The organism is Cobetia sp. 5-11-6-3 (genome assembly GCF_013374055.1).
GTDB classification, from domain to species: domain Bacteria; phylum Pseudomonadota; class Gammaproteobacteria; order Pseudomonadales; family Halomonadaceae; genus Cobetia; species Cobetia marina.
Genome location: NZ_BLWJ01000001.1, coordinates 792,072 through 817,333 on the forward strand (window position 1 = coordinate 792,072; position 25,262 = coordinate 817,333).

Annotated in this window: 22 protein-coding genes and 1 pseudogene; 13 read left to right on the top strand and 10 right to left on the bottom strand. The window is 63.8% G+C overall.

From position 1 onward, the window contains the following. Positions 1-12 precede the first annotated feature (12 nt). Genes mlaD through HXS66_RS03315 form a run of 3 tightly spaced genes read right to left on the bottom strand, consistent with a single transcriptional unit; the run spans position 13 to position 2,206 of the window. Complete coding sequence (gene mlaD / locus HXS66_RS03305; protein ID WP_077371603.1) at positions 13-477, bottom strand: outer membrane lipid asymmetry maintenance protein MlaD; 465 nt, start codon at positions 475-477, stop codon at positions 13-15. Continuing rightward, positions 474-1,277 carry a lipid asymmetry maintenance ABC transporter permease subunit MlaE gene (gene mlaE, locus HXS66_RS03310; protein WP_077371600.1) on the bottom strand — a complete coding sequence of 268 codons (804 nt, stop codon included), beginning with the start codon at positions 1,275-1,277 and terminating at the stop codon, positions 474-476. The genes mlaD and mlaE overlap by 4 nt, the downstream gene beginning before the upstream one ends. Then, positions 1,274-2,206: an ABC transporter ATP-binding protein gene (locus HXS66_RS03315; RefSeq protein ID WP_077371597.1), complete on the bottom strand. Its 933-nt coding sequence runs from the start codon at positions 2,204-2,206 to the stop codon at positions 1,274-1,276. The genes mlaE and HXS66_RS03315 overlap by 4 nt, the downstream gene beginning before the upstream one ends. Positions 2,207-2,489: 283 nt before the next feature. On the opposite strand from HXS66_RS03315, the gene HXS66_RS03320 reads away from it, so the two are divergent. From HXS66_RS03320 to mgtE, 12 genes and pseudogenes are all read left to right on the top strand, one after another. Then, complete coding sequence (locus HXS66_RS03320) at positions 2,490-3,434, top strand: calcium/sodium antiporter (protein WP_176492883.1); 945 nt, start codon at positions 2,490-2,492, stop codon at positions 3,432-3,434. Positions 3,435-3,659: 225 nt separating this feature from the next. Continuing rightward, entirely contained in the window at positions 3,660-4,628 is a 969-nt protein-coding gene (locus HXS66_RS03325) for a KpsF/GutQ family sugar-phosphate isomerase (RefSeq protein WP_218015045.1), read from the top strand. 126 nt (positions 4,629-4,754) lie between these two features. Then, positions 4,755-5,324 (top strand): HAD family hydrolase, encoded by a 570-nt coding sequence (locus HXS66_RS03330; protein WP_176502831.1) that lies wholly within the window; start codon positions 4,755-4,757, stop codon positions 5,322-5,324. Then, positions 5,324-6,007, top strand: coding sequence for an LPS export ABC transporter periplasmic protein LptC (gene lptC, locus HXS66_RS03335; RefSeq protein ID WP_176502832.1), 684 nt, complete (start codon positions 5,324-5,326; stop codon positions 6,005-6,007). The genes HXS66_RS03330 and lptC overlap by 1 nt, the downstream gene beginning before the upstream one ends. A 98-nt stretch (positions 6,008-6,105) precedes the next feature. Further along, complete coding sequence (gene lptA / locus HXS66_RS03340) at positions 6,106-6,684, top strand: lipopolysaccharide transport periplasmic protein LptA (RefSeq protein WP_240499585.1); 579 nt, start codon at positions 6,106-6,108, stop codon at positions 6,682-6,684. A gap of 2 nt (positions 6,685-6,686) precedes the next feature. Next, entirely contained in the window at positions 6,687-7,427 is a 741-nt protein-coding gene (gene lptB / locus HXS66_RS03345; protein ID WP_103751363.1) for an LPS export ABC transporter ATP-binding protein, read from the top strand. 318 nt (positions 7,428-7,745) lie between these two features. After that, positions 7,746-9,194, top strand: coding sequence for an RNA polymerase factor sigma-54 (locus HXS66_RS03350; protein ID WP_077371583.1), 1,449 nt, complete (start codon positions 7,746-7,748; stop codon positions 9,192-9,194). Between the two features lie 599 nt (positions 9,195-9,793). After that, a complete protein-coding gene (gene hpf, locus HXS66_RS03355; RefSeq protein ID WP_043332555.1) occupies positions 9,794-10,102 on the top strand; it encodes a ribosome hibernation-promoting factor, HPF/YfiA family in 309 nt (102 codons plus the stop codon). A gap of 9 nt (positions 10,103-10,111) precedes the next feature. Further along, positions 10,112-10,582, top strand: a complete 471-nt coding sequence (locus HXS66_RS03360; protein WP_084209227.1) for a PTS sugar transporter subunit IIA — start codon at positions 10,112-10,114, stop codon at positions 10,580-10,582. Between the two features lie 96 nt (positions 10,583-10,678). Further along, complete coding sequence (rapZ, locus tag HXS66_RS03365; RefSeq protein WP_176502833.1) at positions 10,679-11,593, top strand: RNase adapter RapZ; 915 nt, start codon at positions 10,679-10,681, stop codon at positions 11,591-11,593. Beyond that, on the top strand, positions 11,580-11,849 hold the full coding sequence (locus tag HXS66_RS03370; RefSeq protein WP_077371575.1) for an HPr family phosphocarrier protein: 270 nt from the start codon (positions 11,580-11,582) through the stop codon (positions 11,847-11,849). The genes rapZ and HXS66_RS03370 overlap by 14 nt, the downstream gene beginning before the upstream one ends. A gap of 164 nt (positions 11,850-12,013) precedes the next feature. Further along, positions 12,014-13,369: pseudogene (mgtE, locus tag HXS66_RS03375) on the top strand (magnesium transporter). Between the two features lie 102 nt (positions 13,370-13,471). Here mgtE and pmbA read toward each other — a convergent pair. Next, on the bottom strand, positions 13,472-14,842 hold the full coding sequence (gene pmbA / locus HXS66_RS03380; RefSeq protein ID WP_176502834.1) for a metalloprotease PmbA: 1,371 nt from the start codon (positions 14,840-14,842) through the stop codon (positions 13,472-13,474). A gap of 76 nt (positions 14,843-14,918) precedes the next feature. On the opposite strand from pmbA, the gene yjgA reads away from it, so the two are divergent. After that, positions 14,919-15,422, top strand: a complete 504-nt coding sequence (gene yjgA / locus HXS66_RS03385) for a ribosome biogenesis factor YjgA (RefSeq protein ID WP_077371567.1) — start codon at positions 14,919-14,921, stop codon at positions 15,420-15,422. Positions 15,423-15,510: 88 nt separating this feature from the next. Here the strand turns inward: yjgA and tldD are convergent, their stop codons facing one another. The 6 genes from tldD to mreC all read right to left on the bottom strand — a co-directional run bounded on the left by tldD (position 15,511) and on the right by mreC (position 25,243). Then, entirely contained in the window at positions 15,511-16,971 is a 1,461-nt protein-coding gene (gene tldD, locus HXS66_RS03390; RefSeq protein ID WP_176502835.1) for a metalloprotease TldD, read from the bottom strand. Next, complete coding sequence (locus tag HXS66_RS03395) at positions 16,968-21,083, bottom strand: YhdP family protein (RefSeq protein ID WP_176502836.1); 4,116 nt, start codon at positions 21,081-21,083, stop codon at positions 16,968-16,970. Before HXS66_RS03395 ends, tldD begins: the two co-directional genes overlap by 4 nt. Before the next feature lie 341 nt (positions 21,084-21,424). Beyond that, positions 21,425-22,888, bottom strand: coding sequence for a ribonuclease G (rng, locus tag HXS66_RS03400; RefSeq protein WP_077371558.1), 1,464 nt, complete (start codon positions 22,886-22,888; stop codon positions 21,425-21,427). A 139-nt stretch (positions 22,889-23,027) separates the two neighbouring features. Beyond that, entirely contained in the window at positions 23,028-23,708 is a 681-nt protein-coding gene (locus HXS66_RS03405) for a nucleoside triphosphate pyrophosphatase (RefSeq protein ID WP_176502837.1), read from the bottom strand. Positions 23,709-23,795: 87 nt separating this feature from the next. Continuing rightward, entirely contained in the window at positions 23,796-24,278 is a 483-nt protein-coding gene (gene mreD / locus HXS66_RS03410) for a rod shape-determining protein MreD (RefSeq protein ID WP_077371553.1), read from the bottom strand. Beyond that, the gene (mreC, locus tag HXS66_RS03415; RefSeq protein WP_255303087.1) at positions 24,278-25,243 is read right to left on the bottom strand and encodes a rod shape-determining protein MreC; all 966 of its coding nucleotides are present in this window, start codon (positions 25,241-25,243) and stop codon (positions 24,278-24,280) included. The genes mreD and mreC overlap by 1 nt, the downstream gene beginning before the upstream one ends. Positions 25,244-25,262 lie beyond the last annotated feature (19 nt).

Genomic DNA, 25,262 nt, shown 5'->3' on the forward strand with positions numbered 1-25,262 from the left:
GTCAGGCCTGCGTCAGCTCTTCGAGAAATTGGAGACGAACTGCTGAATCAACTCTTCCAGTACCAGTGCCGACTGGGTATCCCGGATGGTGTCGCCATCCTCCAGCGTTTCCGGATCCCCCCCGGTGGTCAGGCCGACATATTGCTCGCCCAGCAGACCGGAGGTCAGGATGGCAGCCGTGGTGTCCTTGCTCAACTTGCCCTTGAGGCTGCTATCCAGCTTCATCGTGACACGGGCATCAAACCACTTGGGATCCAGCTCGATCTTCTCGACACTGCCGATCGCCACGCCCGCCATGGTCACCTTGGACCGCGGCTTGAGGCTTCCTATCCCTGAAAAGTTGGCATTGAGCACGAAGGTGTCATCCGCCTGCTGGAAGGTGACGCCACTGACGCGCAGCCCGAGAAACACCATGCCCAGAAAACCGGCAAGTACGAACAGGCCCACGCCGAACTCGACCATGCGGGTACGTTTCATCCAATATCTCCAAACATGACGGCTGTGAGGACGAAATCGAGTCCCAGCACCGCCAGCGATGAATAAACCACAGTACGTGTGGTCGCGCGTGAAATGCCTTCCGAGGTCGGGATCAGGTCATACCCCTGGAAGACAGCGATCCAGCTCACCACCAGCCCGAAGACCAGTGACTTGACGACGCCGTTCATGACATCCCCGACGAAGTCGACATTCGATTGCATGCTGCTCCAGTAGGCCCCTTCGTAGATGCCGAGCCAATCGACACCCACGAGCTTGCCACCCAGAATCCCCACGACGCTGAAGCCGATGGTCAACAGCGGCAGGGACACGAAACCGGCCCACAGCCGCGGAGCGACGATCCGCTTGAGGGGATCCACGCCGATCATTTCCATGCTGGTGAGCTGCTCGGTCGCCTTCATCAGGCCGATCTCGGCCGTGAGGGCAGAGCCGGCGCGCCCGGCGAACAGCAGCGCCGCCACGACCGGGGCCAGCTCGCGCAGCAGCGACAGCGACACCATCTGGCCAAGCGCCTCCTCAGCACCGAACCCGACCAGAATGGTATAGCCCTGCAGGGCCAGCACCATGCCGATGAACAACCCCGACACCAGCACGATCGCCAGTGACAGCACGCCGACGAAGTGCATCTGACGCACCCAGAGGGAGAACCCCTCACGGGATGGCAGGCCGACGCCCGCCTGCGCCAGCAGCATGCCGGCGCGTCCGATGGCAGAGATCACCTCGATGGTGCTGCGCCCCAGCGAGGTGATGGCCCCCAGCGGGCCACGATTCAGACCGCTCATGCTGATTGCCCTCTCTGTGAAGTGCCACTGGCCGCTTCTCTGCCATCGAGAATGTCGCCGGCGAAATCCGGCGCGGGATAGTGGAACGGCACCGGTCCATCCGGCTTGCCGTGGATGAACTGGGCCACGCGCGGGTCCGCCTCGGCGTTCAAGGCTTGTGGCGTGCCCTGGGCCATGACCTTGCCATCGGCGATCACATAGACGTAATCGGCGATGGTCAGCGTCTCCTTGATATCGTGGGAGACCACCACCGCCGTCATGCCCAGCGCATCGTTGAGGCGACGGATCAGATTGACCAGCACGCCCATCGAGATGGGGTCCTGACCGGCGAAGGGCTCGTCGTACATGATCAGGTCCGGATCCAGTGCGATGGCGCGTGCCAGCGCGACACGCCGCGTCATGCCACCGGAGAGTTCGGCGGGCATCAGTTCACGCGCCCCACGCAGCCCGACGGACTCGAGCTTGATCAGCACGATGTCGCGGATCATCGCCTCGGGGAGATTGGTATGGACTCGCAACGGGAAGGCCACGTTCTCGAACACGCTGAGATCCGAGAACAGCGCACCACTCTGGAACAGCATGCCCATGCGACGACGCATGCGGAACAGTTCGCGCCGCGACAGGGCATGCACATGGTGACCGGCGATATCCACACGCCCGGCGGACGGGGTCAACTGCCCCCCGATCAGCTTGAGCAGCGTCGTCTTGCCGGTACCGGAGGGCCCCATGATGGCGGTGATCTTGCCACGCGGAATCTTCAGGTCTATCCCGGAGAAGATCTCGCGCTCTCCACGGGTGAAGCGCAGGCCTTCGACACGAATCAATGCGTCGTCGAGGTCGATGTCAGCGGAGCCACGGCGAGAGGATGGCGATGCATCAGCGCCGGCCGCAGCGGTCGCTGTAGCAGCCTGACCGGGTAATTCAGTCATAGAAGCATCCGCTGTGAGGGAGTCACGACACTGGCCATGGGCAATCCGTCGCCTGGCACTGTGCCGCGAGTCCGAATCTTGGAGTTCATGGATCACGTCATTCGGGAATCAAGTTAGTTAGCGAACATCGTATCCGAACCCGCCCCCTCACTACCAGTCCGTTGCAGGGTCCATCGCATCCCGCAGATGCGATCCCTTGCCTTGCAATGCCTTGGGGGGATGCGTTTAATGGCGCGGTCACTGGCGACAAGCCGCTGCCCTGCCTCCTGCCCCGAGAGTTCCGATGCTATATCCCATCCTCGCTGTCATCCTTGGCCTGATAGGTCTTGTCTGGAGCGCCGATCGCTTCGTCGAAGGCGCCGCCGCTACCGCATGGCGAGCTGGCATGAGCAAGCTGCTCATCGGAATGACCATCGTCTCCATCGGCACTTCGGCGCCGGAGATCGTGGTCTCGATCATGGCCTCGCTTGACGGCACCCCCGACATCGCCACCGGCAATGCTCTGGGGTCCAACATCGCCAACATCGGTCTGGTGCTGGGCGTCACGGCGCTCATCGCTCCCATCCCGGTGCATTTCGGCCTGGTGCGCCGTGAACTGCCGCTGCTGCTGGCCGCGACGGCACTGGGGGGCTATGCCCTCTCCAACAGCGGGCTCGAGCGCCTGGATGGCCTCCTGCTGCTGGCACTGCTGGTGTTCACGCTTGTCTGGCTGTTCAAGGTCGACTCGCCGAGTGACGCCGAGAGTCAGGATGACGTCCCTGAGATGAGCGCCGGACGCGCCATCTTCTGGCTGCTCTTCGGTCTGGCGGTGTTGATCGCCAGCTCACGCGCGCTGGTCTGGGGCGCCACCGATATCGCCCAGGCACTCGGCGTCCCCGAACTGATCATCGGCCTGACCGTCATCGCCATCGGCACCAGCCTGCCGGAGCTCGCGGCCAGCGTGGCCAGCGCACTCAAGCGCCATCACGACATCGCCATCGGCAACGTCATCGGCTCCAACCTCTTCAACATCCTGGCCGTCCTGCCGGTACCGGGCCTGCTGGCACCGGGGCCGGTGGATGGCAGCGCCATCAGTCGCGACTACCCGGTGATGCTCGGTCTGACCCTGATGCTGGCCGCCCTGCTCATCTGGCAGCGTCGCGGGCGCATCGGCCGTGGTCCGGGGCTGGTGCTGCTGGCCTGCTACCTCGGCTACACGGCCTGGCTTGCCATCAGCCTGACTCGCTGACGCCTGTGGGCGGACAGGCCGGAACGATCAGGCCATCCGCCCCGTGTCAGCATCACGCCCGAGCCGTTGCAGCGCGTGAGTGACGCCTCTCTCACGTACCTTGAGTCCTGGCCACACACAGGCAACAATCTGAACATGACCAAGTCCTCCAGAATCCAGCCCGCCACCTCCGACATGTCTTCCACTGCCGATGATTCGCCCTCCAGCGGCCGCGATCACGCCGCCATGCAGGCGGATTTCCGCGCCAGCGCCCGACGCACCTTCGCGATCGAGGGCGCCGCCATCGCGGCACTGGAGCACCAGCTGGATGCAGAGTTCGATCGTGCCTGCCAGCTGATGATGGCGACCAAGGGCCGGGTGATCGTCACCGGCATGGGGAAATCCGGCCATATCGCCAGCAAGATCGCGGCGACTCTGGCCAGCACCGGCACGCCGGCGTTCTTCGTGCATCCCGGCGAAGCCAGCCATGGGGATCTCGGCATGATCACCTCGTCGGACACGGTGCTGGCACTGTCCAATTCCGGTGAAACCGCCGAAGTCACCGCCCTGCTGCCACTGCTCAAGCGCATGGGGACGCCGCTGGTCTCGATGACCGGCAAGCCCGGCTCGACGCTCGCGCGTGATGCAGACGCACACCTGGACACCAGCGTCGCCCAGGAGGCCTGTCCGCTGAATCTGGCACCGACGGCCTCCACGACCGCCGCACTGGTGATGGGGGATGCGCTGGCCGTGGCACTACTGGAAGCCCGCGGCTTCACCGCCGAGGAGTTCGCACTCTCTCATCCCGGTGGCAGCCTTGGGCGGCGACTGCTGCTGCGCGTCCAGGACGTCATGCATCAAGGCGATGCCCTGCCACGCGTGGCGCTGGGCAGCCCGCTGCGCGATGCGCTGCTCGAGATCACCCGCCAGGGCATGGGGTTCACCTGCGTGATCGACGAGGACGAGCATCTGGTCGGCGTCTATACCGACGGGGATCTGCGCCGCACCCTGGATCAGCACGGCGATCTGCGTGCGCTCAAGGTCGATGACGTCATGACGCGCGGTGGCAAGACCATCCGCTCCAGCATGCTGGCCGCCGAAGCGGTGCGCATCATGGAAGAAAACCGCATCAGCGTTCTGGTAGTCTGTGACGAGGATGAGCACCCGATCGGCGCCATCCACATGCACGGCCTGCTGGCCAGCGGCGTGATCTGAACTCCCCCGCGGGATTGCTGTCTCTGCACGACAGTCCCGTGAGTCTGGCGAGGGCAGCACGCAGCCGTTGGCGGTCGTCGCCTACAGGAATGCGTCACGCATGCACGGAATGCGAGGAGAAAGACCATGAATGACATCACTTCCCTGGCGGAGGGCTACCCCCAGGACATCATCGACCGCTCACGTCGCGTGCGCCTGCTGGCGCTGGATGTGGACGGCGTGCTGACGGACAACCGGCTGCACTACGATGCCAATGGCGTGGAAACCAAGAGCTTCCATGTCCAGGATGGCCACGGCCTCAAGCTGATCCTGCGCAGCGGTATCCGGGTCGCCTTGATCACGGGTCGCAGCTCGCCGATGGTGGAACGTCGCGCCAAGGAGCTGGGTATCCAGGACGTCATTCAGGGCCGCGAGGACAAGCTGGTCGCGCTGACCAACCTGTGTCGCGAGCACGATATCGCGCTGGATGACGTGGCCTACTGCGGAGATGACCTGCCGGATCGCGAAGCCATCCGTCGCGTCGGCCTGGGGGTCAGCGTTCCCAACGCCATGCCCTATGTGATGAGCGAAGCCAATTGGGTGACCACTCGTCAGGGCGGTGATGGTGCCGTGCGCGAGATCTGTGATCTGCTGCTCAAGGCACAGGGCCACTGGGCCTCGGTGCTGGATACCTATCTGCAGGAGTCGCGCGCCTGATGCCACGTCTGCCCCGTCCCTCTCCGCGCCTGTGGCTGATGCTGCTGCTCCTGCTGGTCGGCGGCGTCATGGCCCTGATCGAGCAGCGCAACAGTCTGGAGTCGACAGTGGATGTCGACGCCAGCAGTGATGAGCCGGATTACTATCTCGAGGGGGCTGACATGACGCGCTTCGATGCGCGGGGAGTGTCGATCCAGTCGATGACCTCCCCGCACATCGAACACACGCCAGGCGATGACGTGACGCGTGCGCAGGCACCGAAGATCCGTACCAACGACAGCGAAGACCGTCGCTGGTACGCCACGGGTGACAGTGGCGTGTTGAGCGCCGGCGGCGACACCTTCACCCTCGAGGGCAGTGCCAGACTGCGCCAGCCTTCGGATGCCTGGACACTGGACACCGACGTGCTGCATTACAGTCGTGAGCAGAACCGTGCCTGGAGTGACGTGCCGGTGGTGATCACCCAGAATGGTCAACGCGTCGAGAGTGACCGATTCAGCGCTGACCTCTCTCAGGATTCCGCCCAGCTGGAAGGCCGCGTCCGCAGTACCCTGCAACCCGGCAAGGGCAAGAGCGATGCCGCCCGGGAAGCCGAGACTCTCGACACCGGCAATGACACCACCCGTGACGATGATGGCCGCGTCTCCAGCACCTTCGATGCCGCACCGGCCCAGGATCAGTGAGCGCGCCCCTGCATGCGCCGAATCCTCTCTCCCCGATTTCCGCTTCACGATGGCCTGAGTGATCGTGAAGCCTTACCAGTTCTGCCAAGGAGCACTCCATGACTTCAACGACTCTCACGCCCTTGACGGTCTGGCGCCAGACACTCAGACCCGGTGTCATGGCCCTTGGCCTGGCACTTGGCATGACGACGCTTTCCCCGACCGCACTGGCGCTGGACAGCGATGCCAACCAGCCGATCAACATTGCCGCCGACTCACTGTCACTGGATGACAAGGCCGGCACGGCCACCTATACCGGTCGCGTGGAAATGCGCCAGGGCAGCATGAAGCTGGATGCCGCGCGCGTTGACATCAGTCGCGCCGACAGCGGCGAGATCTCCCTGGTCAAGGCCACCGGCCAGCGCGCCTACATGGAGCAGAAACCCGATACCGACGAGCGACTGGTCAAGGGCTGGGCGAATACCATTCGCTACCACGCGCTGGAGCGCCGGGTGGAACTGGTCGGCGATGCCCGTCTGGAGAAAGGCGACGACACCTTCGAAGGCGGCTACGTGGAATACTTCCTGGACAAGCGCCAGGTCAATGCCAGCAATGGCACCGATGCCTCATCCTCCGAGGGGTCACGCGTCCACATGACCCTGACGCCACGTGGCGCCAATGCCAGCAAGGACCAATGAGCATGACTGCTGCCAGCCCACGTACCCTCAGCGCTCGTCATCTGGCCAAGGCCTACAAGGGTCGCAAGGTCGTCAAGGACATCTCGCTGGAAATCCGCCAAGGTGACATCGTAGGCCTGCTGGGCCCCAACGGGGCCGGCAAGACGACCTCGTTCTACATGATCGTCGGCCTCGTGCGCTCGGATGCCGGTAGCGTGACCATCGATGACCACGACCTGTCCGGCGCCGCCATGCATCAGCGGGCTCGCGCCGGCATCGGCTATCTGCCCCAGGAAGCCTCGATCTTCCGCAAGCTCTCGGTGTCCGACAACATCATGGCGATCCTCGAGACGCGCAAGGACCTGGATCGCAACGGACGCAAGGCACGCCTGGAGGAGCTGCTCAACGAGTTCAGCATCACGCATATTCGTGACAGTGCCGGCATGAGCCTTTCCGGCGGGGAGCGCCGCCGCGTGGAGATCGCTCGCGCACTGGCCACCGAGCCGGACTTCGTGCTGCTCGATGAGCCGTTTGCCGGCGTGGACCCCATCTCGGTGGGCGAGATCAAGAGCATCGTGCGCCAGCTGCGCGACCGCGGCATCGGGGTGCTGATCACCGACCACAACGTGCGCGAGACACTCGACATCTGCGATACCGCCTACATCGTGGGCGATGGTCAGATCATCGCGCATGGCGACGCCGACACCATCCTCGCCAACCAGCAGGTGCGTGATGTCTACCTGGGCCATGAGTTCAAGCTCTAGCCCGAGAGTGCCGTCAGCCTGGTGAGTGCCGTCCGACCTCTTCTGCTCTCACCAGCACCCTCCACCACCCGCCACTTCCTGCTTCACTGTCGGGGCCTCGTTCCCCGCCCCCTCACGCAAGCGCCTCGACATGCGCTTGCGTAATCTCCCCGTGAACCCTCCTGCTCTGCCACACCTCACTCGAATGCATGACGTCCATACCACCTTGGTGGCAACATGGCATGCAAGTTGCTTGAATATTCTCGACTGCCCCTTGTCAGTGCCCCGACCCACGGTATAGCGTAGATGCACGTTCCTTTGCCGTGAATGACAGACCCCATGAAACCCACCTTGCAGCTTCGACTCGGCACTTCCCTGACCATGACCCCGCAACTTCAGCAAGCGATCCAGCTGCTGCAGTTGTCGACGCTGGACCTGCGTCAGGAGATACAGCAGGCGCTCGAGTCAAACCCCATGCTGGAGCTTGACGAGGAATACGAGTCGCTGGATGTCGCGGAGACACAGGACAAGAGCGAGATCTCCACCTCCGAGACCAACAGCGAGATTCCTGAAGAATACCCTCTCGACAGTGACTGGTCGGACCTCTACCAGGACCACGCAGGCAGCCTGACCAGTTCCGGCAGCGGAAGCTCGAGCGAGGACGGGCCGGACTTCGATCGCAACACCAGTGTCGAAAGCCTGCAGGACCATCTGCGCTGGCAGCTGGCGATGACGGACCTCGATGCGCGTGAACGGCAGATGGCGGAGAGTCTGATCGATGCGGTGGATGGGGCCGGCTACCTGAGCATGAGCCTGGACGAACTGGTCGATGGCCTGCGAGGTCAGGGACTGCCCGGCCTCAAGGCGTCGGAACTCGAGCAGGTCCTGCTGCGCCTTCAGCAGTTCGATCCCACCGGTGTGTTCGCTCGAGACCTGCGCGAATGCCTGCTGCTGCAGCTGGCCCTGCTGCCGGACGATCTGCCATTGCTGGCCCAGGCCCGCCGTCTGGTGCGGCAATTCCTCGAGGCACTGGGCAATGACGATCGCAAGCTGCTCAAGCGTCGCCTGAGCCTGGATGATGATGAGCTGGATCACGTCATTCGTCTGGTACGGGCGCTCGACCCGCGCCCGGCGTCCGCCTGGGGCGAGCCTGCCAGTGATTACGTCATCCCGGACCTGCTGGTCCGTCATACGCGTCACGGCTGGCAGGTCGAGCTCAACCCGGAAGCGCTGCCCAAGCTGCGTATCCAGCCGGAATATGCCGCCCTCATCAAGCGGGCCGACAAGTCCGCGGACAACACCTTCCTCAAGGACAATCTTCAGGAAGCCCGCTGGCTGATGAAGAGCCTGTCCTCACGCAACGACACCCTGCTCAAGGTGGGCCGCGAGATCATGGCGCGCCAGATCGACTTCCTCGAGCAGGGGGAAGAAGGCATGAAACCGCTGATCCTTGCCAACATCGCGGAAGTGGTCGAGATGCACGAATCCACCATCTCGCGGGTGACCACCCAGAAATATATCCACACCCCGAGAGGCGTGTTCGAACTCAAGTTCTTCTTCTCGAGCCAGGTGGGTGGCAGCGGCAACGGTGACGCGCACTCCAGCACCGCGATCCGTGCGCGCATTCGCAAGCTGATCTCGGAAGAACCGGCGCGCAAGCCATTGTCCGACTCACGCCTGGTGGATCTGCTGGCCAGTGATGGCATCGAGGTAGCGCGCCGGACGGTCGCCAAGTATCGCGAGGCCATGGGCATCCCCTCCTCCAGCGAGCGCAAGCGCTTGGCGTGAGTCTCGACAACGGATACCCGCAGGCCAGCGGGCTCCACACGTCGGAGCGCTGAAGCTCGCCCCCTTGCACCTGCCATCCTGGCATCATCTGCCAATCGGTCGTCTGAATACCGGTTGGCAATGCCTGTCCTTGCGACTGCGTGAGTGACTTCACGCCCCCAATTGCCTATTTTTCCAGCCACTTTTCTCCAGAGTGCTTTCTTTTTCTCTCACATCCCACGGACAGATAGCCAGGTGTCCCCACCGACTCCTGCCACACGAACGTCGACGTAAATGCTGACATTGGCCACAAACGGCCGGTTTCTCGAGCCCCATTCCGTCCGTGATGCGAGGCGATGCTCATGAAGAACCTGCTGATATCCCTCGCTGGGTTGAAGACAAGCCTTGCCCCACGATGCAGCGCAGCGTTGATCTTTGTTCAAAGCTTGGGCATTGTCGGGGTAGACGCTCGGTACACCGGCACCGCCGCTCTCGCCAGCAGATGATCGCCACGAGACCATGGCCGGAGTCAGAAAGTGGCCGCGCGTTCAATCAGGGTTTGCTCGCAGTCAAAAAGGGTTACAATTCAAAGGCAACCCGCTGGATAAAGGAGCGTGTCCATGCAAGTGAATATCACCGGGCATCATGTGGAACTCACCGATCCTCTCCGCGATTATGTCAACGAGAAGCTCGCTCGCCTCGAACGGCATTACGACAACATCACCAATGTTCAGGTGACACTGTCGATCGAGAAGGAACGCCAACAGGCTGCCTGCACCCTGCACGCCGCTGGCGCCGACCTCCATGCCCTGGCAGAAGACCCCAACATGTACGCTGCCATCGACGCGCTCGCCGACAAGCTGGACCGCCAGCTGGTCAAACACAAGGAAAAGTCCCAGGCTCGCTCTCAGGGCACCGGGACCCGTTGACCTTCTGCCATGACACTTGATCAGATCCTTCCCCCCGAGCGCACGCTCTACGGCGTCCCCGGGGGGAGCAAGAAGCGGGTGCTGGAATTCTTCAGCACCTTCATTGCTCAGAACATTCCCAGCCTGGACAGCCAGGAAGTCTTCTCGCGCCTGATCGGGCGCGAGAGACTGGGTTCGACGGGCATCGGCCACGGCGTGGCCGTGCCACATGCACGCAGTCCACACTGCAAGACCCCCATCGCGGCGTTCATGAAGCTCGGTGACCCCATCGACTTTGACGCCATCGATGGCGAACCCATCGATCTGCTGTTCGTGCTGCTGGTCCCCGAGGAGGCAGATGACACCCATCTCACTCTGCTCGGCCAGGTGGCGGAACTGCTCAACTCGCCCACCAACCGGGCAGCATTGCGCCAGGCAGACAGTCAGCGAGCATTGTTCGATGCCCTGACCTCGGCCATCGCCGAATTGCCGGCGCGCTGAACCTGCAAGCCCGGACTCGCTCCGGGCTTGTCGCTGACTGGCCTCAGGCACCCTCCGCTTTCACCTCATGCTGACCTCGCCCTGGGAGAGCACTCCATGAAGATCGTGATCATCAGTGGTCGCTCCGGTTCCGGCAAATCGATTGCCCTCCAGGCGCTGGAAGACATTGGCTACTATGCCATCGACAATCTGCCCGGCATGCTGCTGGCACCATTGGTCGAGCAGCTGGAAAAGGACAGCCCCACCCGCCGGCGCATCGCGGTCTCCATTGACGCGCGCAACCTCCCCGATGCCCTGAGTCGCTTCCCCGAACTGCTCGACAGCGTTCGTCAGAGCGGCATGGATGTGCAGGTCGTCTACCTGACCACGGACTCCCGTGTCCTGCTCGAACGCTATTCCGCGACCCGCCGCCGTCATCCGCTGACCCGCGACAATGACCGCACGCTGGCCGAGGCCATCGAGATCGAGCAGCAGACACTGGCCCCGATTCGTCAGAAGGCGGATCTGGTCATCGACTCGACCAACCTCAGCGTGCATGACCTGCGCTCGCGCATCACCGAACAGGTCGCGCAGCATAGCTCTCGTCATCTGACACTCACCTTCGAGTCCTTCGGCTTCAAGCATGGCGTGCCGACCGATGCCGACATGGTGTTCGATGCCCGCTGCCTGCCCAACCCCTACTGGGACATCAATCTGCGCAGCGATACCGGTCGTGATGACAGCGTGGCGGAATTCCTGCAGCGCTACCCGGACGTCAAGGCAATGCAGGATGACATCGCCGGCTGGCTGGAACGCTGGCTGCCCGCCTATCAGGCCAGCAATCGCAGCTACCTGACCGTTTCGGTGGGCTGTACCGGCGGCCAGCATCGCAGCGTCTATCTCTGCGAGCAGCTGGCCGAACATTTCGCCAAGCAGCTTCCGGAAGTGCGTCTACGCCACCGGGAACTGGGGATCCATACGGCCCTGGCGATCGGCGATACCCGTCAGGAGTCACACGATGCCCAGTCGTGAACTGGTTCTGACCAACAAGCGCGGGCTGCATGCTCGCGCTGCCACCAAGCTGGTCAACTGCTGTGCGCCCTTCGAGGCCACGGTCATGGTCAGTCACGGTGAGCGACGCGCCAACGCGGCCAACGTCATGGCGCTGCTGATGCTGGCAGCCCCGTGTGGCACGGCGCTGATCATCGATGTCGAGGGCGAACAGGCAGATGAGGCCCTGTCTGCGATCGAGTCCCTGTTCGAGGCGCGCTTCGAAGAGGAAGAATGACGCCGCCGCACCCCGTCTGACATCCCCCGCCCGCCGGCTTTCTGCCACTTTTTCCGCGCTGATTGCCCTATCGATAAGAAACAGTGTTTTCTTTTGTCGACGCGCCCCCCTGCGCCAATGGTAGAATCAACGCTGTCCTTCATGTCGACAGGGGAAGCCGACAGATGAGCAAGACGTCACGCAAACTCAAGCCAAGACTTGATCGCCTGTCACAGGCACTGGAAAGTGGCGAGCTGGATCAGGCAAGGCGCATGCTGAATCGCGGCCTGGCACCGGTGGACGTGGCCCACTTGCTGGAATCCTCCCCCCCCAAGGAGCGCAACCTGCTCTGGGAGCTGGTCGACGCCGAACTTCAGGGCGATGTGCTCCAATACCTTGGCGAGGATATCCAGAGCGACTTCCTCAAGGACATGGATGCCGAGGACGTCCTGGCCGCCACCGAGAATCTGGAACCGGATGATGTCGCCGACATCCTCCAGCGGCTTCCGAATGCCGTGATTCTCGAAGTCCTCGACTCCATGGAGGCGCAGGAACGCCAGCGGGTCGAGACGGTGCTGTCCTACCCCGAGGACACTGCCGGCGGCTTGATGAACACGGACACCATCACCATCCGTCCGGACATCACCCTGGATGTCGTGTTGCGTTACATCCGCCGTCACGAGCGACTTCCCGATTCCACCGACACTCTGCTGGTCGTCTCGCGCCGCGATGAATTCATCGGCGCCCTGCCCATCAACCGCCTGCTGGTCTCTGACCCCGGTGTCACGGTGCGCGAGGTGATGGATACCGACAGCGTGGTGATTCCGGCATTGATGCCGGAGAGCGAGGTCGCCTCGCTGTTCGAGAAGCATGACCTGATCTCGGCGCCTGTCGTCGGCGGTGATGGCAACCTGCTCGGGCGCATCACCATCGATGACGTGGTCGACGTCATCCGCGGCGATGCCGAGCACCAGGTCATGTCGATGGCGGGGATGGACGAGGATGAAGATACCTTCTCCCCGGTGATGCGCACCTCCTGGCGTCGCGCCATCTGGCTTGGCATCAACCTGCTGACCGCCTTCATGGCGTCCGCCGTGATCGGGATGTTCGAGGGCACCATCCAGAAGATCACTGCGCTGGCGGTACTGATGCCCATCGTCGCCAGCATGGGCGGCATTGCCGGCTCATAGGCACTGACGGTACTGATTCGCGGCATCGCACTGGGACACGTCAAGAGTGGCAACGTGCGCTGGCTTCTCAAGCGCGAAATCATCGTCGCGGGGCTCAATGGCCTGCTGTGGGCGGTGGTGGTCGCCGGGATCGCCATCGTCTGGTTCGGTGATGTCCAGCTGGGGGCCATCATCGGTGCCGCCATCATGATCAATCTGTTGATCGCGGCCGTGACCGGGACATTGCTGCCGATACTGCTCAAGAAGCTCAATATCGACCCGGCCCTCTCCGGCAGCGTGATCTTGACCACCGTAACCGACGTGATCGGCTTCATGGCCTTCCTGGGCCTGGCGACCTGGCTCTATCTGTAATCACGCCAGGAGAGTCACGCATCATCCGGCAGCCTGCAGAAACGAAGACGGCCGCTCCCCCAGGAGCGGCCGTCTGTCTTTTCACGAAGGATGATCTCTAGCTCAATCTTCCAGCGCGTCTTCCTCACCTTCCGACATGCCCGCGACGGTCATGCCACCGATCAGCCAGCTGCCAGAGTGGATGCTGCCCCGGGTATCGACATCATCACCGACCGCCAGCAGATTGGCGGCCATGTCACGCAGATTGCCGGCGATCGTGAACTCCTCGACCGCGTGCTGGATCTCGCCATTCTCGACCCAGAAGCCCGAAGCGCCACGCGAGTAGTCACCGGTCACGCCGTTGACGCCCTGCCCCATCAACTCGGTCACCAGCACGCCGGTGCCCATCTGCTTGAGCATCTTGTCACGTGAGGTCAGCGGCGCGGTGATGCGCACGTTGCGCGCACCGCCCGCGTTGCCGGTGGTCTGCATGCCCAGGCGACGAGCACTGTAGGCGCTCAGCATGTAACTCTGCACCTTGCCGTCGGCAAAGTAGACATTGTCACGCGTGGCGACACCGTCGTTGTCGAAGGCGGCACTCGACATGCCACCCACCTCACGCGGCTTCTCGCCGAGGGTGAACCAGTCAGGGAACAGCGGCTGACCCAGGCTGTCGCACAGGAAGCTGGACTCACGATACAGCGAACCACCCGCGATCGCGGACAGATAGTGCCCTACCAGGCCTGCCGACATCTGCGGGTCGAACATGACCGGCATGCGCCCCGTCGCCACCTTGCGCGCGTTGAGGCGTGCCAGCGTGCGGCGTGCAGCCTCGCGCCCCACATCCTCCGGGGAGCGCAGGTCGGCCGGGTTGCGCACGCTGGTGTAGTCATAGTCACGCTGCATGCCCTGTTCATCCCTGGCGATCAACATGCAGGACATCGAGTGTCGGCTGCCGCACTGACTGGCCAGGAAACCGTGGCTGTTGCCGTAGACCTGCACACCTTCCCCACTGGAGAAGCTGGCACCTTCGGATTGCGCGATGCCTTCCACTTCCAGTCCGGCACGCTCACACGCCAGCGCCAGATCCGTCGCGTCATCGACGCTGATCGCCCAGGGGTGATGCGCCTGAAGGTCCGGGAAATCGGTGGCCATCAGTTCGGCCGGCGCCAATCCGGCAAAGCTGTCCTCGCCGGTGTAATGAGCGATGGAGACCGCTTTCTCGACCGCGGCACGAATCGAGTCGCTACCGGCGTCGGAAGAGGTCGCGCTGCCCTTGCGATTGCCCAGATACACGGTCACGCCGATCCCCTGATCACGCGACAGTTCGACGGTTTCGACTTCTCCGTCACGCACCGAGATGCTGACGCCCTGATCGACGCTGGCGCCCACCTCACAGGCATCGGCTCCCAGACTGCGGGCCAGCTCGAGCGCTTCGCTGACGCGGCGCTCCAGCAGTTGTTGCTGAGCAACGGCATCAAAGGCCTGGCTCATGTTGTTCTCCTTCTGAGGAGACGGGGCGCTGGCAGTGCTATACTGCCGCAAATTTCCCCGACTCGTTGGAATTGGCATGCGTAAAGAAAGACCTGAGGAGCTCGTCGAGCGTCCCAGCAAATCCCAGATGAAGCGTGAAATGATCGAGCTTCAGGCCCTCGGCAAGAAGATCATCGACATGCCGGCCGGTCAGCGCGCCAAGTTCCCGCTCTCCGATGACATGCTGGCCGCCATCGATGAGTGCGGACGCATTCGCAGTCATGAAGGCCTGCGCCGTCACATGCAGTACGTCGGCAAGCTGATGCGCAAGGAAGACCTCGAGGCCATCAACGCCGTCTTCCAGAGCATGGAGCAGCAGAGCATCCGTCGGGATGCCTCCTTCCAGCGCCTGGAGCGCTGGCGCGATCGCCTGATCGAGGACGACGAAGCCTTCGTGATCTTCGTCGAGGACTACCCGGAGGTGGACCGCCAGGCACTGCGTCAGCTGATCCGCAATTCACGCGCCGAGCGTGATGCCGGCAAGCAGCCCAACAGCGCCAAGAAGCTCTTCAGGCTGCTGCGTGCCGAGCTCGATCTGTAATTCTGACACCTCACGCTTCATCGACGCCGCCGCGGCCCTGCCACGGCGGCGTCGTCATATCGCTTCTCTGCTGATCAAGCGCACCGGTTCATGACTGGGTGCCACCGACCGTCAGCTCATCGAGCTTCAGCGTCGGCTGGCCGACCCCGACCGGCACCGACTGACCGTCCTTGCCACAGACCCCGACCCCGGTATCCAGCTCGAGATCATTGCCGATCATCGAGACGCGACCCATGGCTTCCGGGCCGTTGCCGATCAGGGTCGCACCCTTGACCGGTGTGGTCACCTTGCCGTCCTCGATCAGATAGGCTTCGCTTGCGGAGAACACGAAGCGCCCGGAGGTGATGTCCACCTGGCCACCGCCGAAGCTGACCGCATAGAGGCCGCGCTTGACGCTCTTGATGATCTCCTGCGGGTCACGATCGCCACCCAGCATGTAGGTGTTGGTCATGCGGGGCATCGGCAGGTGCGCAAAGGACTCGCGACGCGCATTGCCCGTCGGCGCCATGCCCATCAGGCGGGCATTCAGCTTGTCCTGCATGTAACCGGTGAGGATGCCATCCTCGATCAGCGGCGTGTACTGACCCGGCGTGCCTTCATCGTCCACCGACAGCGAGCCACGGCGGTCCGCCAGCGTCGCATCGTCGACCACGGTGACGCCGCGCGCCGCGACCTGTTCGCCCATGCGCCCCGCGAAGGCGGAGCTGCCCTTGCGGTTGAAATCCCCTTCCAGACCATGACCGACCGCTTCGTGCAGCAGCACGCCCGGCCAGCCATTGCCCAGCACCACCGGCATCTGCCCGGCGGGCGCATCGACGGCCTCGAGATTGACCAGTGCCTGACGCACGGCTTCCCGCGCGTAGCGCTCGGCGACGTTGTCGTCACGCAGACGGGTCAGCGGGAAGCGTCCGCCGCCACCGGCACTGCCACGCTCACGACGGCCATTGCGCACCGCGATCACGCTGATGTTGAAGCGCACCAGCGGACGCAGGTCCGCGGCCAGGGTGCCATCACTGGCACGCACCATCACCACCTCGTAAAGCGCCGACAGCGAGGCCGAGACCTGACTGATGGAAGGGTCAAGGCCGCGGGCGATGCGGTCCGCTTCCTTGAGCAACGCGACCTTGTCCTCGGCACTCAGGCCATTGAGCGGGTCGATGCCGGAATAGAAGGACGGTGCCTCGGTGATGATCGAACGGGCGACCGTGCCATTGCTGCCACTGCGTGAGATGCCGGCGGCAGTGCGACCGGTGTCGGCAAGCGCGGCGGCATCGATCTGATTGGAATAGGCGAAGCCTGTCTTCTCTCCCGCCAGTGAGCGCACGCCGACGCCACCATCGATGTTATAGCTGGCGTCCTTGACGACACCATCTTCCAGCACCCAGCTCTCCTGCCAGATACGCTGGAAGTAGAGGTCGGCATAGTCGGTACCCGGACCCATGGCATGTGCCAGACCGGCATCCAGATCATCCAGGCTGAGTCCGCCCGGGGTCAGCAACAGGGCCGCGGCATCGTCGAGCACGCGACCGGAACTCGCATTTTGCGTCATTCGGCACTTTCCAGAGTAATGTTCGGGTCGCCCCAGGGGCCTGATACCCGATAGTGAATTTGCGTCACCTTGTCGATGAAGCGACCGAAGATCTTGTCGGCCACGAACAGCGCACCGCCCACGGCGGGGGCGCCGGCCAGCACGGCGGCCAACGGCAGGTTCTGACTGACCGGCACCGTGATGGCCATGTGTTGATCAAGGGTACCGCGAAGCAGGTCAACCTGCCCGTTGAGCGTCACGGTGGTGGACGGCGCCTCGATACGCAAGGGGCCATCGCTTTCCAGACGTCCCGCAAAGAGAGTCGCGGCGCCCCGCACCTTGTCGAAGGCCGTGCCCTTGTCGGTCACATCCGAGAAATCCAGCGACAGACGACGCAGCAGATTGTCGACGTTGACCAATCCCAATAGCCGCGCGGACGCCGAGCCGAGATTCAGGAAACGTCCGTCGTCCAGCTTGACCTCGAGCCGCCCGTTGGAGCGCGACAGCGCAAAGTCCTGCGGCGCCCCCGGCCAGGCCAGCTTGGCCTCGGCGCGTGCGCGCTCGGCCTCGATGCCGCGTGGCTGGGACAACCGCTCCAGCAGCCCGCCCAGATCGCTGCCATCCGCGGAAAGACGAGCGCGCGTCAGACTGTTGGCACCGGCATCCTCCCAGGTGATGTTGCCCTGGGCCGTCATGTCGCCCACGGTAATGGCGAGGGGGGACACCACCAGCCGCTGTTGATCCGACTGCCACTCTGCACTGATGGGCCCCAGCTGCTGCTCGCGCCAGATGAGACGTGCCAGGCGCAGGCTGCCTGCCGGCAGCTCGGCCAGCGCCGCTGGGTAGGGAGTCGGCTCGACCCCGGTGGCCACGGCCTCGGTGAAGTTGCTTGGCGCAGGCTCGGGGATTTCCCGGGTCTGTGGCGGCCACAGCGCGTCGAGATCAAGATGATCGAGATCCAGAATCAACGGCCGCGCGGCCCCGGACTGCCAGACGAGCTCCCCACTGGCGAGCCTGCCCTCCAGAGTGGCCGCCAGCCCCAGCGCTTGCTGTTGAGAGCTCTGACGAGGCGCTGCCTCAAGCGTCATCGGGCCGGTACACCGATCCTGGATCATCAGACAATCGGTGGCAACGCGCAGCCGCGACAGCTCGCTGAGTGCATCGCCACCGCTGCCACTGGCTCCATCATCGCCACTCGCGCCGGATAGCGCCCCGCCCCATGATGACCAGAGCTCAGGTGCCAGCGTCGGCGTCCGCCAGGCGATATCCCACCCCGTACGGGACGGCCATTGCGGGTCGCTCGGCCAACGTTCCAGCCACAGCTGGCCGGTCATCGGCACCTTGCTGCCATCATCACGCGTATTGCCGCCTTGCCAGCGAGCGCGGGCACGATTGGCGAGCACGACATCGCCACCGCCCTCGGCGAGCCCGACCTCTACCGACAACGCCGCGTCTTCGTCACGCGCCTTGCCGAAGGGGGCCGGCAGATTGATGGCCGCGCCCTTGAGATCACTCGACAGCTGCAGGCTGGCTCCCTCCTCAGGCAGCATCAGACGCGCCTGATAATCGAACGTGCCGCCCAGCGCACGCGGGCTATCTCCCTGATTCAGTGCCGCACGGCTATCCTGCGCCGCATCACCGAGCAGCGTCTCGGGAGCCCCCAGCCAGCTCAGCACCGGTGCCAGCGGCGCCTGGCCACTGAAGGTCACCGCCCCCTTGCTGGCCGAATCCGCCTGACCGATAGTGAGTGCCGCCTTGACCGCGCCACCGAACAGCTGCCCTGACAGGTCGCCGGTCAATTGCTCGCGCTGTCCTTCAGGACGCGTGGGGTCATGCACGAATGTCAGCGGGCCGCGAATGCCGGCGATCTCGATGCCCGGCCCGGGGAAGGCCAGGCTTGCCGCCTGTCTCTCCCCGACCTTGCCCGTCACCTCCACCCGCGCCTGCTCGGCATCTTCAAGCGGTACGCGAATCTTCATGGCCGCCGCCACGGAGCCCTTGCCCTGCCACTCGGCCAGCAGCTCCGCGGTGTCCTCGAGCGGTGCATGCGAGAGCAGATCGAACAGCGCCTCGACACTGCCCGTGACATCCCCCTGGATATCCAGGGTGTCATCGTGCATGTCGACCTTGGCCTGATCCACCGACAGACGCTGCGCGCTACCCAGCGCGACCGGCCGTGAGTACGCCGACTCGACGCTGGCCGTGAGATCATTGTCATGCAGCTCGAGATTGCCCTTCACGCCGTCAAGCGCGGGCCAGCCCTCGACATAGCCGAGCCGCCCGTTCTCGATGGCAAGCTCGAGATCCATCGCGTCCCCGGGGCCGTAGCCATTCTCGCCATTGTCCTCATCCCAGACCTGCTCCAGATGCAGAGAACCCTCTGGCACGACACCTGCCACATCACGCGTCAGCCATTCACGCAGGGAGGGGTCCAGTACCTTGAGCGGCAGCCAGTCCGCCAGCGGGATGCTGCGAGCATCCACATCCTGCATGTCCAGATCCAGCTGGAAGCGGTCCGCATCATCCGTGGGGATCTGCAACCCGAAGCGTCCCGTCACCCTGGCGCCATGACGCGAGATATCCAGATCACGCCCGCTGATCTGGCTGCCGGCATCATCCACCTGCCAGTCCACCACCCCCTGCGCGGACTCAAGTGACCAGCTGTCACCGAAGACCTCCGGGAAATGGAATCGCATGCCGGGGGCTCCCTGGAAGGTGACACTGCCCTGCATGCCCCCTTCATCACGACTCCGCGCCGTGACCCACGCCGCCAGCGGCCCGAGCCCCGGAGCGCCCTCCCAGGGTTCCACCTCGGTATCCGTCAGGCCAAGCGCCAGCGTCATGCTCAGCGGGGCTTCAAGGCCGATATTGGCCAGTGACAGGGACAGTCCGGTGGCGGTGCCACGCGGATCGAGTGACTCAAGTATCTCGCCCAGCTCGCCCAGCTCCAGCACGTTGCGCCAGCGCGCCACCCGCGCCAGATCGAAGCGGCCGGTCACAAGCGAGACACTGCCATCGGCGAGATCCCCCGACAGGGAGATACGCTCAGGGAGGCTGGCAAGCGCGGCCTGCAATCGAGCAGGCGGCTCCTGTGAAGCGGAATCTGAATCCGATGGAGCATCTGAGCGCTGGGCCGCCTGTGCCTCACCGTCACTCACGACGGCGTCATCGAGCTGCGAAGCCCCCACCGAGAGCTGATTGAGCCACGCCTGCCAGCGATCCCCGCCCGACAGATCCCGCAGCCACTGTCCCCGCGCATGGATGTCCTTGAGGGCCAGCATGGCGCCATCGTGATCCAGCGTCAGACGATTGAGATCGAGACGCAGGCGAGCATCTTCCAGCCGTGCCTCTCGCCAGCGCGCCCACAGCGTGGCGTTGCCATCAGCGTCACGCAGCATCAGGCTGTCGCGCTCACCGATCAGGCGCCCGACACTGGCCAGTGCACCGGCATCCAGCTCCACCTGCAGCTGCGCGGAATAATCGGCGAGCCCCGCGTCGCCGGGCAGCACCTCCAGCACGGCACTCACGCCGGCCTGGGGCGACTCCCCTACGCGCAGCTGCCCCTCCAGATGAGCACGTTCACCATCACCGGCCAGCAACAACTCGGCCGCGTTCAGATTGAGCGTATCGTTGCGTCCATGCAGCACGAGACGTACATCCTCGAGCCTCACGCGCTGACGCGCCAGCAGTGCCAGGCCCTGCTCGAGCTGTTCCAGGCTCATCTGCCCCTTGGGCTCGAGGGCTTCAGGCGGGCGCGGCGGCCCCGGCCAGCCCCAGCTGCCATCGTCATGCTGATAGAGGTGAACGATGACGCCAGTGGCGGTCGCACGGTCAAACACGGGCGCCAGATGGCGCAGGGAGGACAGCACATCAAGCCGCGATTCGAGATGCTCCACGCTCAACAGCGGGGCCGCCTCCATCTCGTCGGGCCGAAAGAGGTTCAGACCGGAGAGCTTGATGGCCGGGTCGAGATAGTCCATTCGCCCGTCAAGCGATGACATCCCGACATTGGAGTGGGTCTGGGTGGCGATGAAGTCGCTGATCGCGTCACGGCGAGATTCCAGCGTCGTCAGCCACCAGCGCAGGCCACCGATCACGATCGCCAGCACCGCCAGCAGCACCGCCAGCGCCATCAAGAGCCTTCGCCCCCAGCGCCGCCGCCGTGAAGGCGAAGGGATGGGAGACGAGGCTTGATGAGATGACGGAGCATCACCGGCCGTGGCGGCCGACTCCGTCGGTCCATCCCCCGCTGTCAGCCTGTCTGACTCAGCGGGCGGCACTTGCGGCTCATCCGAGGAAGAGGTCACACGCGGATCTCCGAGCAAACATGATGACACGCTACCTCACGCCTACGCAGGAGGGAGGCACCCGACCTCGAGGGCCATGCATCGCCCTGCTGTGCCAGCAGGGGGAACGAGTGTATCAATGCACCGATGGCGAGACTCCACCGGCGGGAACACAGATGGCGGGCACCTTACATGAGAACGATGTCATATTGCTCCTGAGTATAATGCGCCTCGACCTGGAAACGGATGGTCTTGCCGATGAAACTCTCGAGGTCCGCCACCGAGGCCGACTCTTCATCCAGCAGACGGTCCACCACGTTCTGGGAGGCCAGCACCATGTAGGTATCCGGACTGTAGGCACGCTCTTCGCGCATGATCTCACGGAAGATCTCGTAGCAGACCGTCTCCGGCGTCTTGAGGGTGCCGCGCCCCTGGCAGGTCGGACAGGCTTCGCACAGCACCTGCTCCAGACTCTCGCGGGTACGCTTGCGGGTCAGCTGCACCAGCCCCAGTTCGGTCACGCCGGTCATCTTGTTCTTGGCGTGGTCCCGCTCCAGCGACTTCTCGAGCACTCTGAGCACCTGACGCTGATGCTCGGCCTCTTCCATGTCGATGAAGTCGATGATGATGATGCCACCCAGGTTGCGCAGACGCAGCTGGCGGGCTATCGCCGTGGCCGCCTCGAGATTGGTCTTGAAGATGGTCTCTTCAAGATTGCGATGCCCGACGAAGCCACCGGTATTGACGTCGATGGTGGTCATCGCCTCGGTCTGGTCGATCACCAGATAGCCGCCGCTCTTGAGCTGGACCTTGCGCCCCATCGCCTTGTGAAGCTCATCCTCGACGCTGAACAGATCGAAGATCGGCCGCTCGCCGGGGTAATATTCGATGCGCCCTTCCATGTCCGGCATGAATTCGCTGGAGAACTCCTTCAAGCGCAGATAGTTCTCGCGGGAATCGATGCGCACACGCTCGATCTCGTCTCGCATCACGTCACGCAGGGTACGCATGAACAGTGGCAGATCGTCATAGATCACGCTGGGCACGGCGGCAGTCAGACGCCGCTCGCTGACCTTGCGCCACAGCCGCAGCAGGAAATGCATGTCCTGCTTGAGCTCCGCCTCGCTGATGCCCTCGGCGGCCGTGCGCAGGATGAAGCCCCCCGGAGCGTCCGGGTCAAGCTCGGTCAGGCAGCGCTCGGTCATCTCCTTGAGCCGCTCACGCTCGACATCGCTCTCGATACGCTGCGACACCCCGGTGTGGGGAGAGTCGGGCATGTAGACCAGATAGCGGGATGGCACCGACAGATGCGTGGTCAGACGCGCGCCCTTGGTGCCGATGGGGTCCTTGGTTACCTGCACCACCAGCGGCTGACCTTCGCTGAGCAGCTCGCGGATCGACAGCTGCTCATCATGCGGGGTATGCGCGGGCATCACCTCCTGCGCATGGATGAAAGCGGCACGTTCGAGACCGATGTCCACGAAGGCCGCCTGCATGCCGGGCAACACGCGCACCACCTTGCCGCGATAGATATTGCCGACGATACCGCGCCGACCGCTGCGTTCGATGAACGCTTCCTGCAGAACACCGTTCTCGACGACCGCAACGCGGGTCTCCATCGGTGTCAGGTTGATCAATACCTCGCCACTCATAGCGCAAGTCCTTGTAAAGTCGTTGCTTGCGATTATGACATAGCAAGGCAGCCCCCGGCTGTGGTCTATCGACTAACGATGTCACCGGCGGCTGATTTTCCACAATCCCCTCGGCGGCCCCCTGCCCGCCCGCCCACCGTCACGACTGCCAGCAGGCAATGCCCCTGGCCATGAGCAAGCGGGACGTCTCGTGCAATGGCAGCCCGACCACCGCGCTGTAACTGCCTTCAAGATGGCTGACGAAGATGGCGCCCAGCCCTTGGATCGCGTAGCCGCCGGCCTTGTCCGCGGGTTCTCCCGTGGCCCAGTACCGCGCGGCCTCCTCACGATGGATGGCGCGAAATGTCACGCGGCTCTCGACCAGCTCGCTCTCGCAGCACAGGGATGGTGACGGCTCGTTCGAGGCGGACGCCTGCTGACGATGGCAGAGCGTCACCGCGCTCAGGACCTGATGACGACGACCGGAAAGCGCCATCAGCATCTCGCGGGCATCCGCTTCATCGCGAGGCTTGCCCAGAATCCGGCCATCCAGCGCCAGGGCGGTATCGGCTCCGAGCACCACCGCCTCAGCCTTCCCCTTGTCCAATCGCCTGAATCCGGCCTGTGCCTTCTCACGCGCCATGCGCATGACGTAGTGCTCCGGCGACTCATCGGGACGAGGTGTTTCATCGATGTCGACCGGGGCCACCTCACACTTGACACCGATACTGGCCAGCAGCTCACGCCGACGCGGCGAGCCGGACGCCAGGACAAGACGTGGCGAACGTCCGGAAATCTCGGGCGCTGCGGGGGTTGCGACAATGGACGACGACGCTGACATGTCTCCCTCCTGGGCAGGTTTCTTGATCATGAGACAGCAGAAAGCCGCCCGAAGGGGCGGCTCTCATACATACGACATGCCACAGGCTCACGCCGTCAGTCGACGACGCAGCATCTGCAGCAGGGTGTAGAGCCAGGGCCACAGCGCACCACCGATCACCGCCGACAGCAGGAAGGACAGACTCACTGGCCCGGCACCGAAGATACTGCGCAACCACTGGTCCACCAGCTGCGCGATGCCCAGCACCACGATCACCAGCAAGGCCTGCTGCAGCAGTGAGTAGGCGCGGATGCGCTGGTAGAGCAACACGCCCATGAAGGCGGTCAGCGAGAGCACCAGCGCATTGTGACCCAAGGGTGCCCCCTGCAGGACATCCAGCGCCAGGCCGAACAGGAAGCCATGGAAGACACCGACACTCTGCGGCGAGACGATGCACCAGTAGACCAGCATCAGGCCGAGCCACTGTGGACGCCAGATCAACCACACATCCGGCAAGGGCATGACCTGAAGACACAGGGCCAGCAGCAACGAGAACCAGCACAGCAAGGTGGTCTGGGGACGAAAGGCCATCAGTTGTTCTCCCCTGGCGCATTGGCGCTCTGCTGCGCCTCGGCATCCGCCGCGTCCTCCTCATCCGCGTCCGAAGCGGGCGCGGCGAGGTTGTCCTTGGGCAGCTCGTCAAGACTGTCATCCACGTAGAGGCTCTCCACGTCGACGGCGGGTGGCATCTGGATCAGGAAGTTGCGCGAACGCTCAAGCTGGGCAATGGGTTCGGCACTGACGCGAGCGAAGGGCTTGCCGGGGTCATGATAGACCTCGGTGACACGTGCCACCGGCAGGCCACGCGGAAAGCGCAGCGCGAGCCCTGAGGTCACCAGCAGGTCCCCGACACGGATATCCGCGGTGTCCGGCACGTGCAGCACATCCACCTGATCGATCTTGCCGCTGCCCTGGGCAATGAAGCGCAGGCCATTGCGATTGACCTCCACCGGCACGGCATGACTGGCATCACTGATCATCAGCACGCGACTGTTGTAGGCCGACGTGGAGATGACCTGACCGACCAGCCCGTAGGCATCCAGAACCGGCAGGCCGATGCGCACGCCATCCTGCTCACCGCGATCCACCACCATGCGATGGGAGAACGGATCAGCATCAAGCGTCAGCAACTGGGACGTGATGTAGGGGATATCGCTGCGCTGACCGGCATTGAGCAATTCGCGCAGACGGGAATTCTCGGCAGACAGGCTCGCCATGCGTTGCACACGGCTGGACAGATTGAGCAGCTGCTCACGCAGTGCCCGGTTTTCATCGGCGAGCTTCTGCTGGTCGGCAAACACCAGTGCGCCCCAGCTGAGGCCCTCTGTAGGCAGACTGACCACCCATTGCACAGGGGAAACCAGTGTCGCCATGCTGGCACGCACGTCGACCATCCAGCTGAAGCGATCTTCGGCAAACATCAGCGCGAAGGACAGCACCGCACACAACAGCATGCGATAGCCGGGCACGGGGCCACGCGTGAACAGGGGTTTGATAGCACTTCCTCCGACAGGC

Bases quoted from the DNA above. Each gene is read 5' to 3' on its own strand.
- mlaD (WP_077371603.1), bottom strand. From the start codon at position 477: ATGAAACGTACCCGCATGGTCGAGTTCGGCGTGGGCCTGTTCGTACTT.
- mlaE (WP_077371600.1), bottom strand. From the start codon at position 1,277: ATGAGCGGTCTGAATCGTGGCCCGCTGGGGGCCATCACCTCGCTGGGG.
- HXS66_RS03315 (WP_077371597.1), bottom strand. From the start codon at position 2,206: ATGACTGAATTACCCGGTCAGGCTGCTACAGCGACCGCTGCGGCCGGC.
- HXS66_RS03320 (WP_176492883.1), top strand. From the start codon at position 2,490: ATGCTATATCCCATCCTCGCTGTCATCCTTGGCCTGATAGGTCTTGTC.
- HXS66_RS03325 (WP_218015045.1), top strand. From the start codon at position 3,660: ATGCAGGCGGATTTCCGCGCCAGCGCCCGACGCACCTTCGCGATCGAG.
- HXS66_RS03330 (WP_176502831.1), top strand. From the start codon at position 4,755: ATGAATGACATCACTTCCCTGGCGGAGGGCTACCCCCAGGACATCATC.
- lptC (WP_176502832.1), top strand. From the start codon at position 5,324: ATGCCACGTCTGCCCCGTCCCTCTCCGCGCCTGTGGCTGATGCTGCTG.
- lptA (WP_240499585.1), top strand. From the start codon at position 6,106: ATGACTTCAACGACTCTCACGCCCTTGACGGTCTGGCGCCAGACACTC.
- lptB (WP_103751363.1), top strand. From the start codon at position 6,687: ATGACTGCTGCCAGCCCACGTACCCTCAGCGCTCGTCATCTGGCCAAG.
- HXS66_RS03350 (WP_077371583.1), top strand. From the start codon at position 7,746: ATGAAACCCACCTTGCAGCTTCGACTCGGCACTTCCCTGACCATGACC.
- hpf (WP_043332555.1), top strand. From the start codon at position 9,794: ATGCAAGTGAATATCACCGGGCATCATGTGGAACTCACCGATCCTCTC.
- HXS66_RS03360 (WP_084209227.1), top strand. From the start codon at position 10,112: ATGACACTTGATCAGATCCTTCCCCCCGAGCGCACGCTCTACGGCGTC.
- rapZ (WP_176502833.1), top strand. From the start codon at position 10,679: ATGAAGATCGTGATCATCAGTGGTCGCTCCGGTTCCGGCAAATCGATT.
- HXS66_RS03370 (WP_077371575.1), top strand. From the start codon at position 11,580: ATGCCCAGTCGTGAACTGGTTCTGACCAACAAGCGCGGGCTGCATGCT.
- pmbA (WP_176502834.1), bottom strand. From the start codon at position 14,842: ATGAGCCAGGCCTTTGATGCCGTTGCTCAGCAACAACTGCTGGAGCGC.
- yjgA (WP_077371567.1), top strand. From the start codon at position 14,919: ATGCGTAAAGAAAGACCTGAGGAGCTCGTCGAGCGTCCCAGCAAATCC.
- tldD (WP_176502835.1), bottom strand. From the start codon at position 16,971: ATGACGCAAAATGCGAGTTCCGGTCGCGTGCTCGACGATGCCGCGGCC.
- HXS66_RS03395 (WP_176502836.1), bottom strand. From the start codon at position 21,083: ATGGCGCTGGCGGTGCTGCTGGCGGTGCTGGCGATCGTGATCGGTGGC.
- rng (WP_077371558.1), bottom strand. From the start codon at position 22,888: ATGAGTGGCGAGGTATTGATCAACCTGACACCGATGGAGACCCGCGTT.
- HXS66_RS03405 (WP_176502837.1), bottom strand. From the start codon at position 23,708: ATGTCAGCGTCGTCGTCCATTGTCGCAACCCCCGCAGCGCCCGAGATT.
- mreD (WP_077371553.1), bottom strand. From the start codon at position 24,278: ATGGCCTTTCGTCCCCAGACCACCTTGCTGTGCTGGTTCTCGTTGCTG.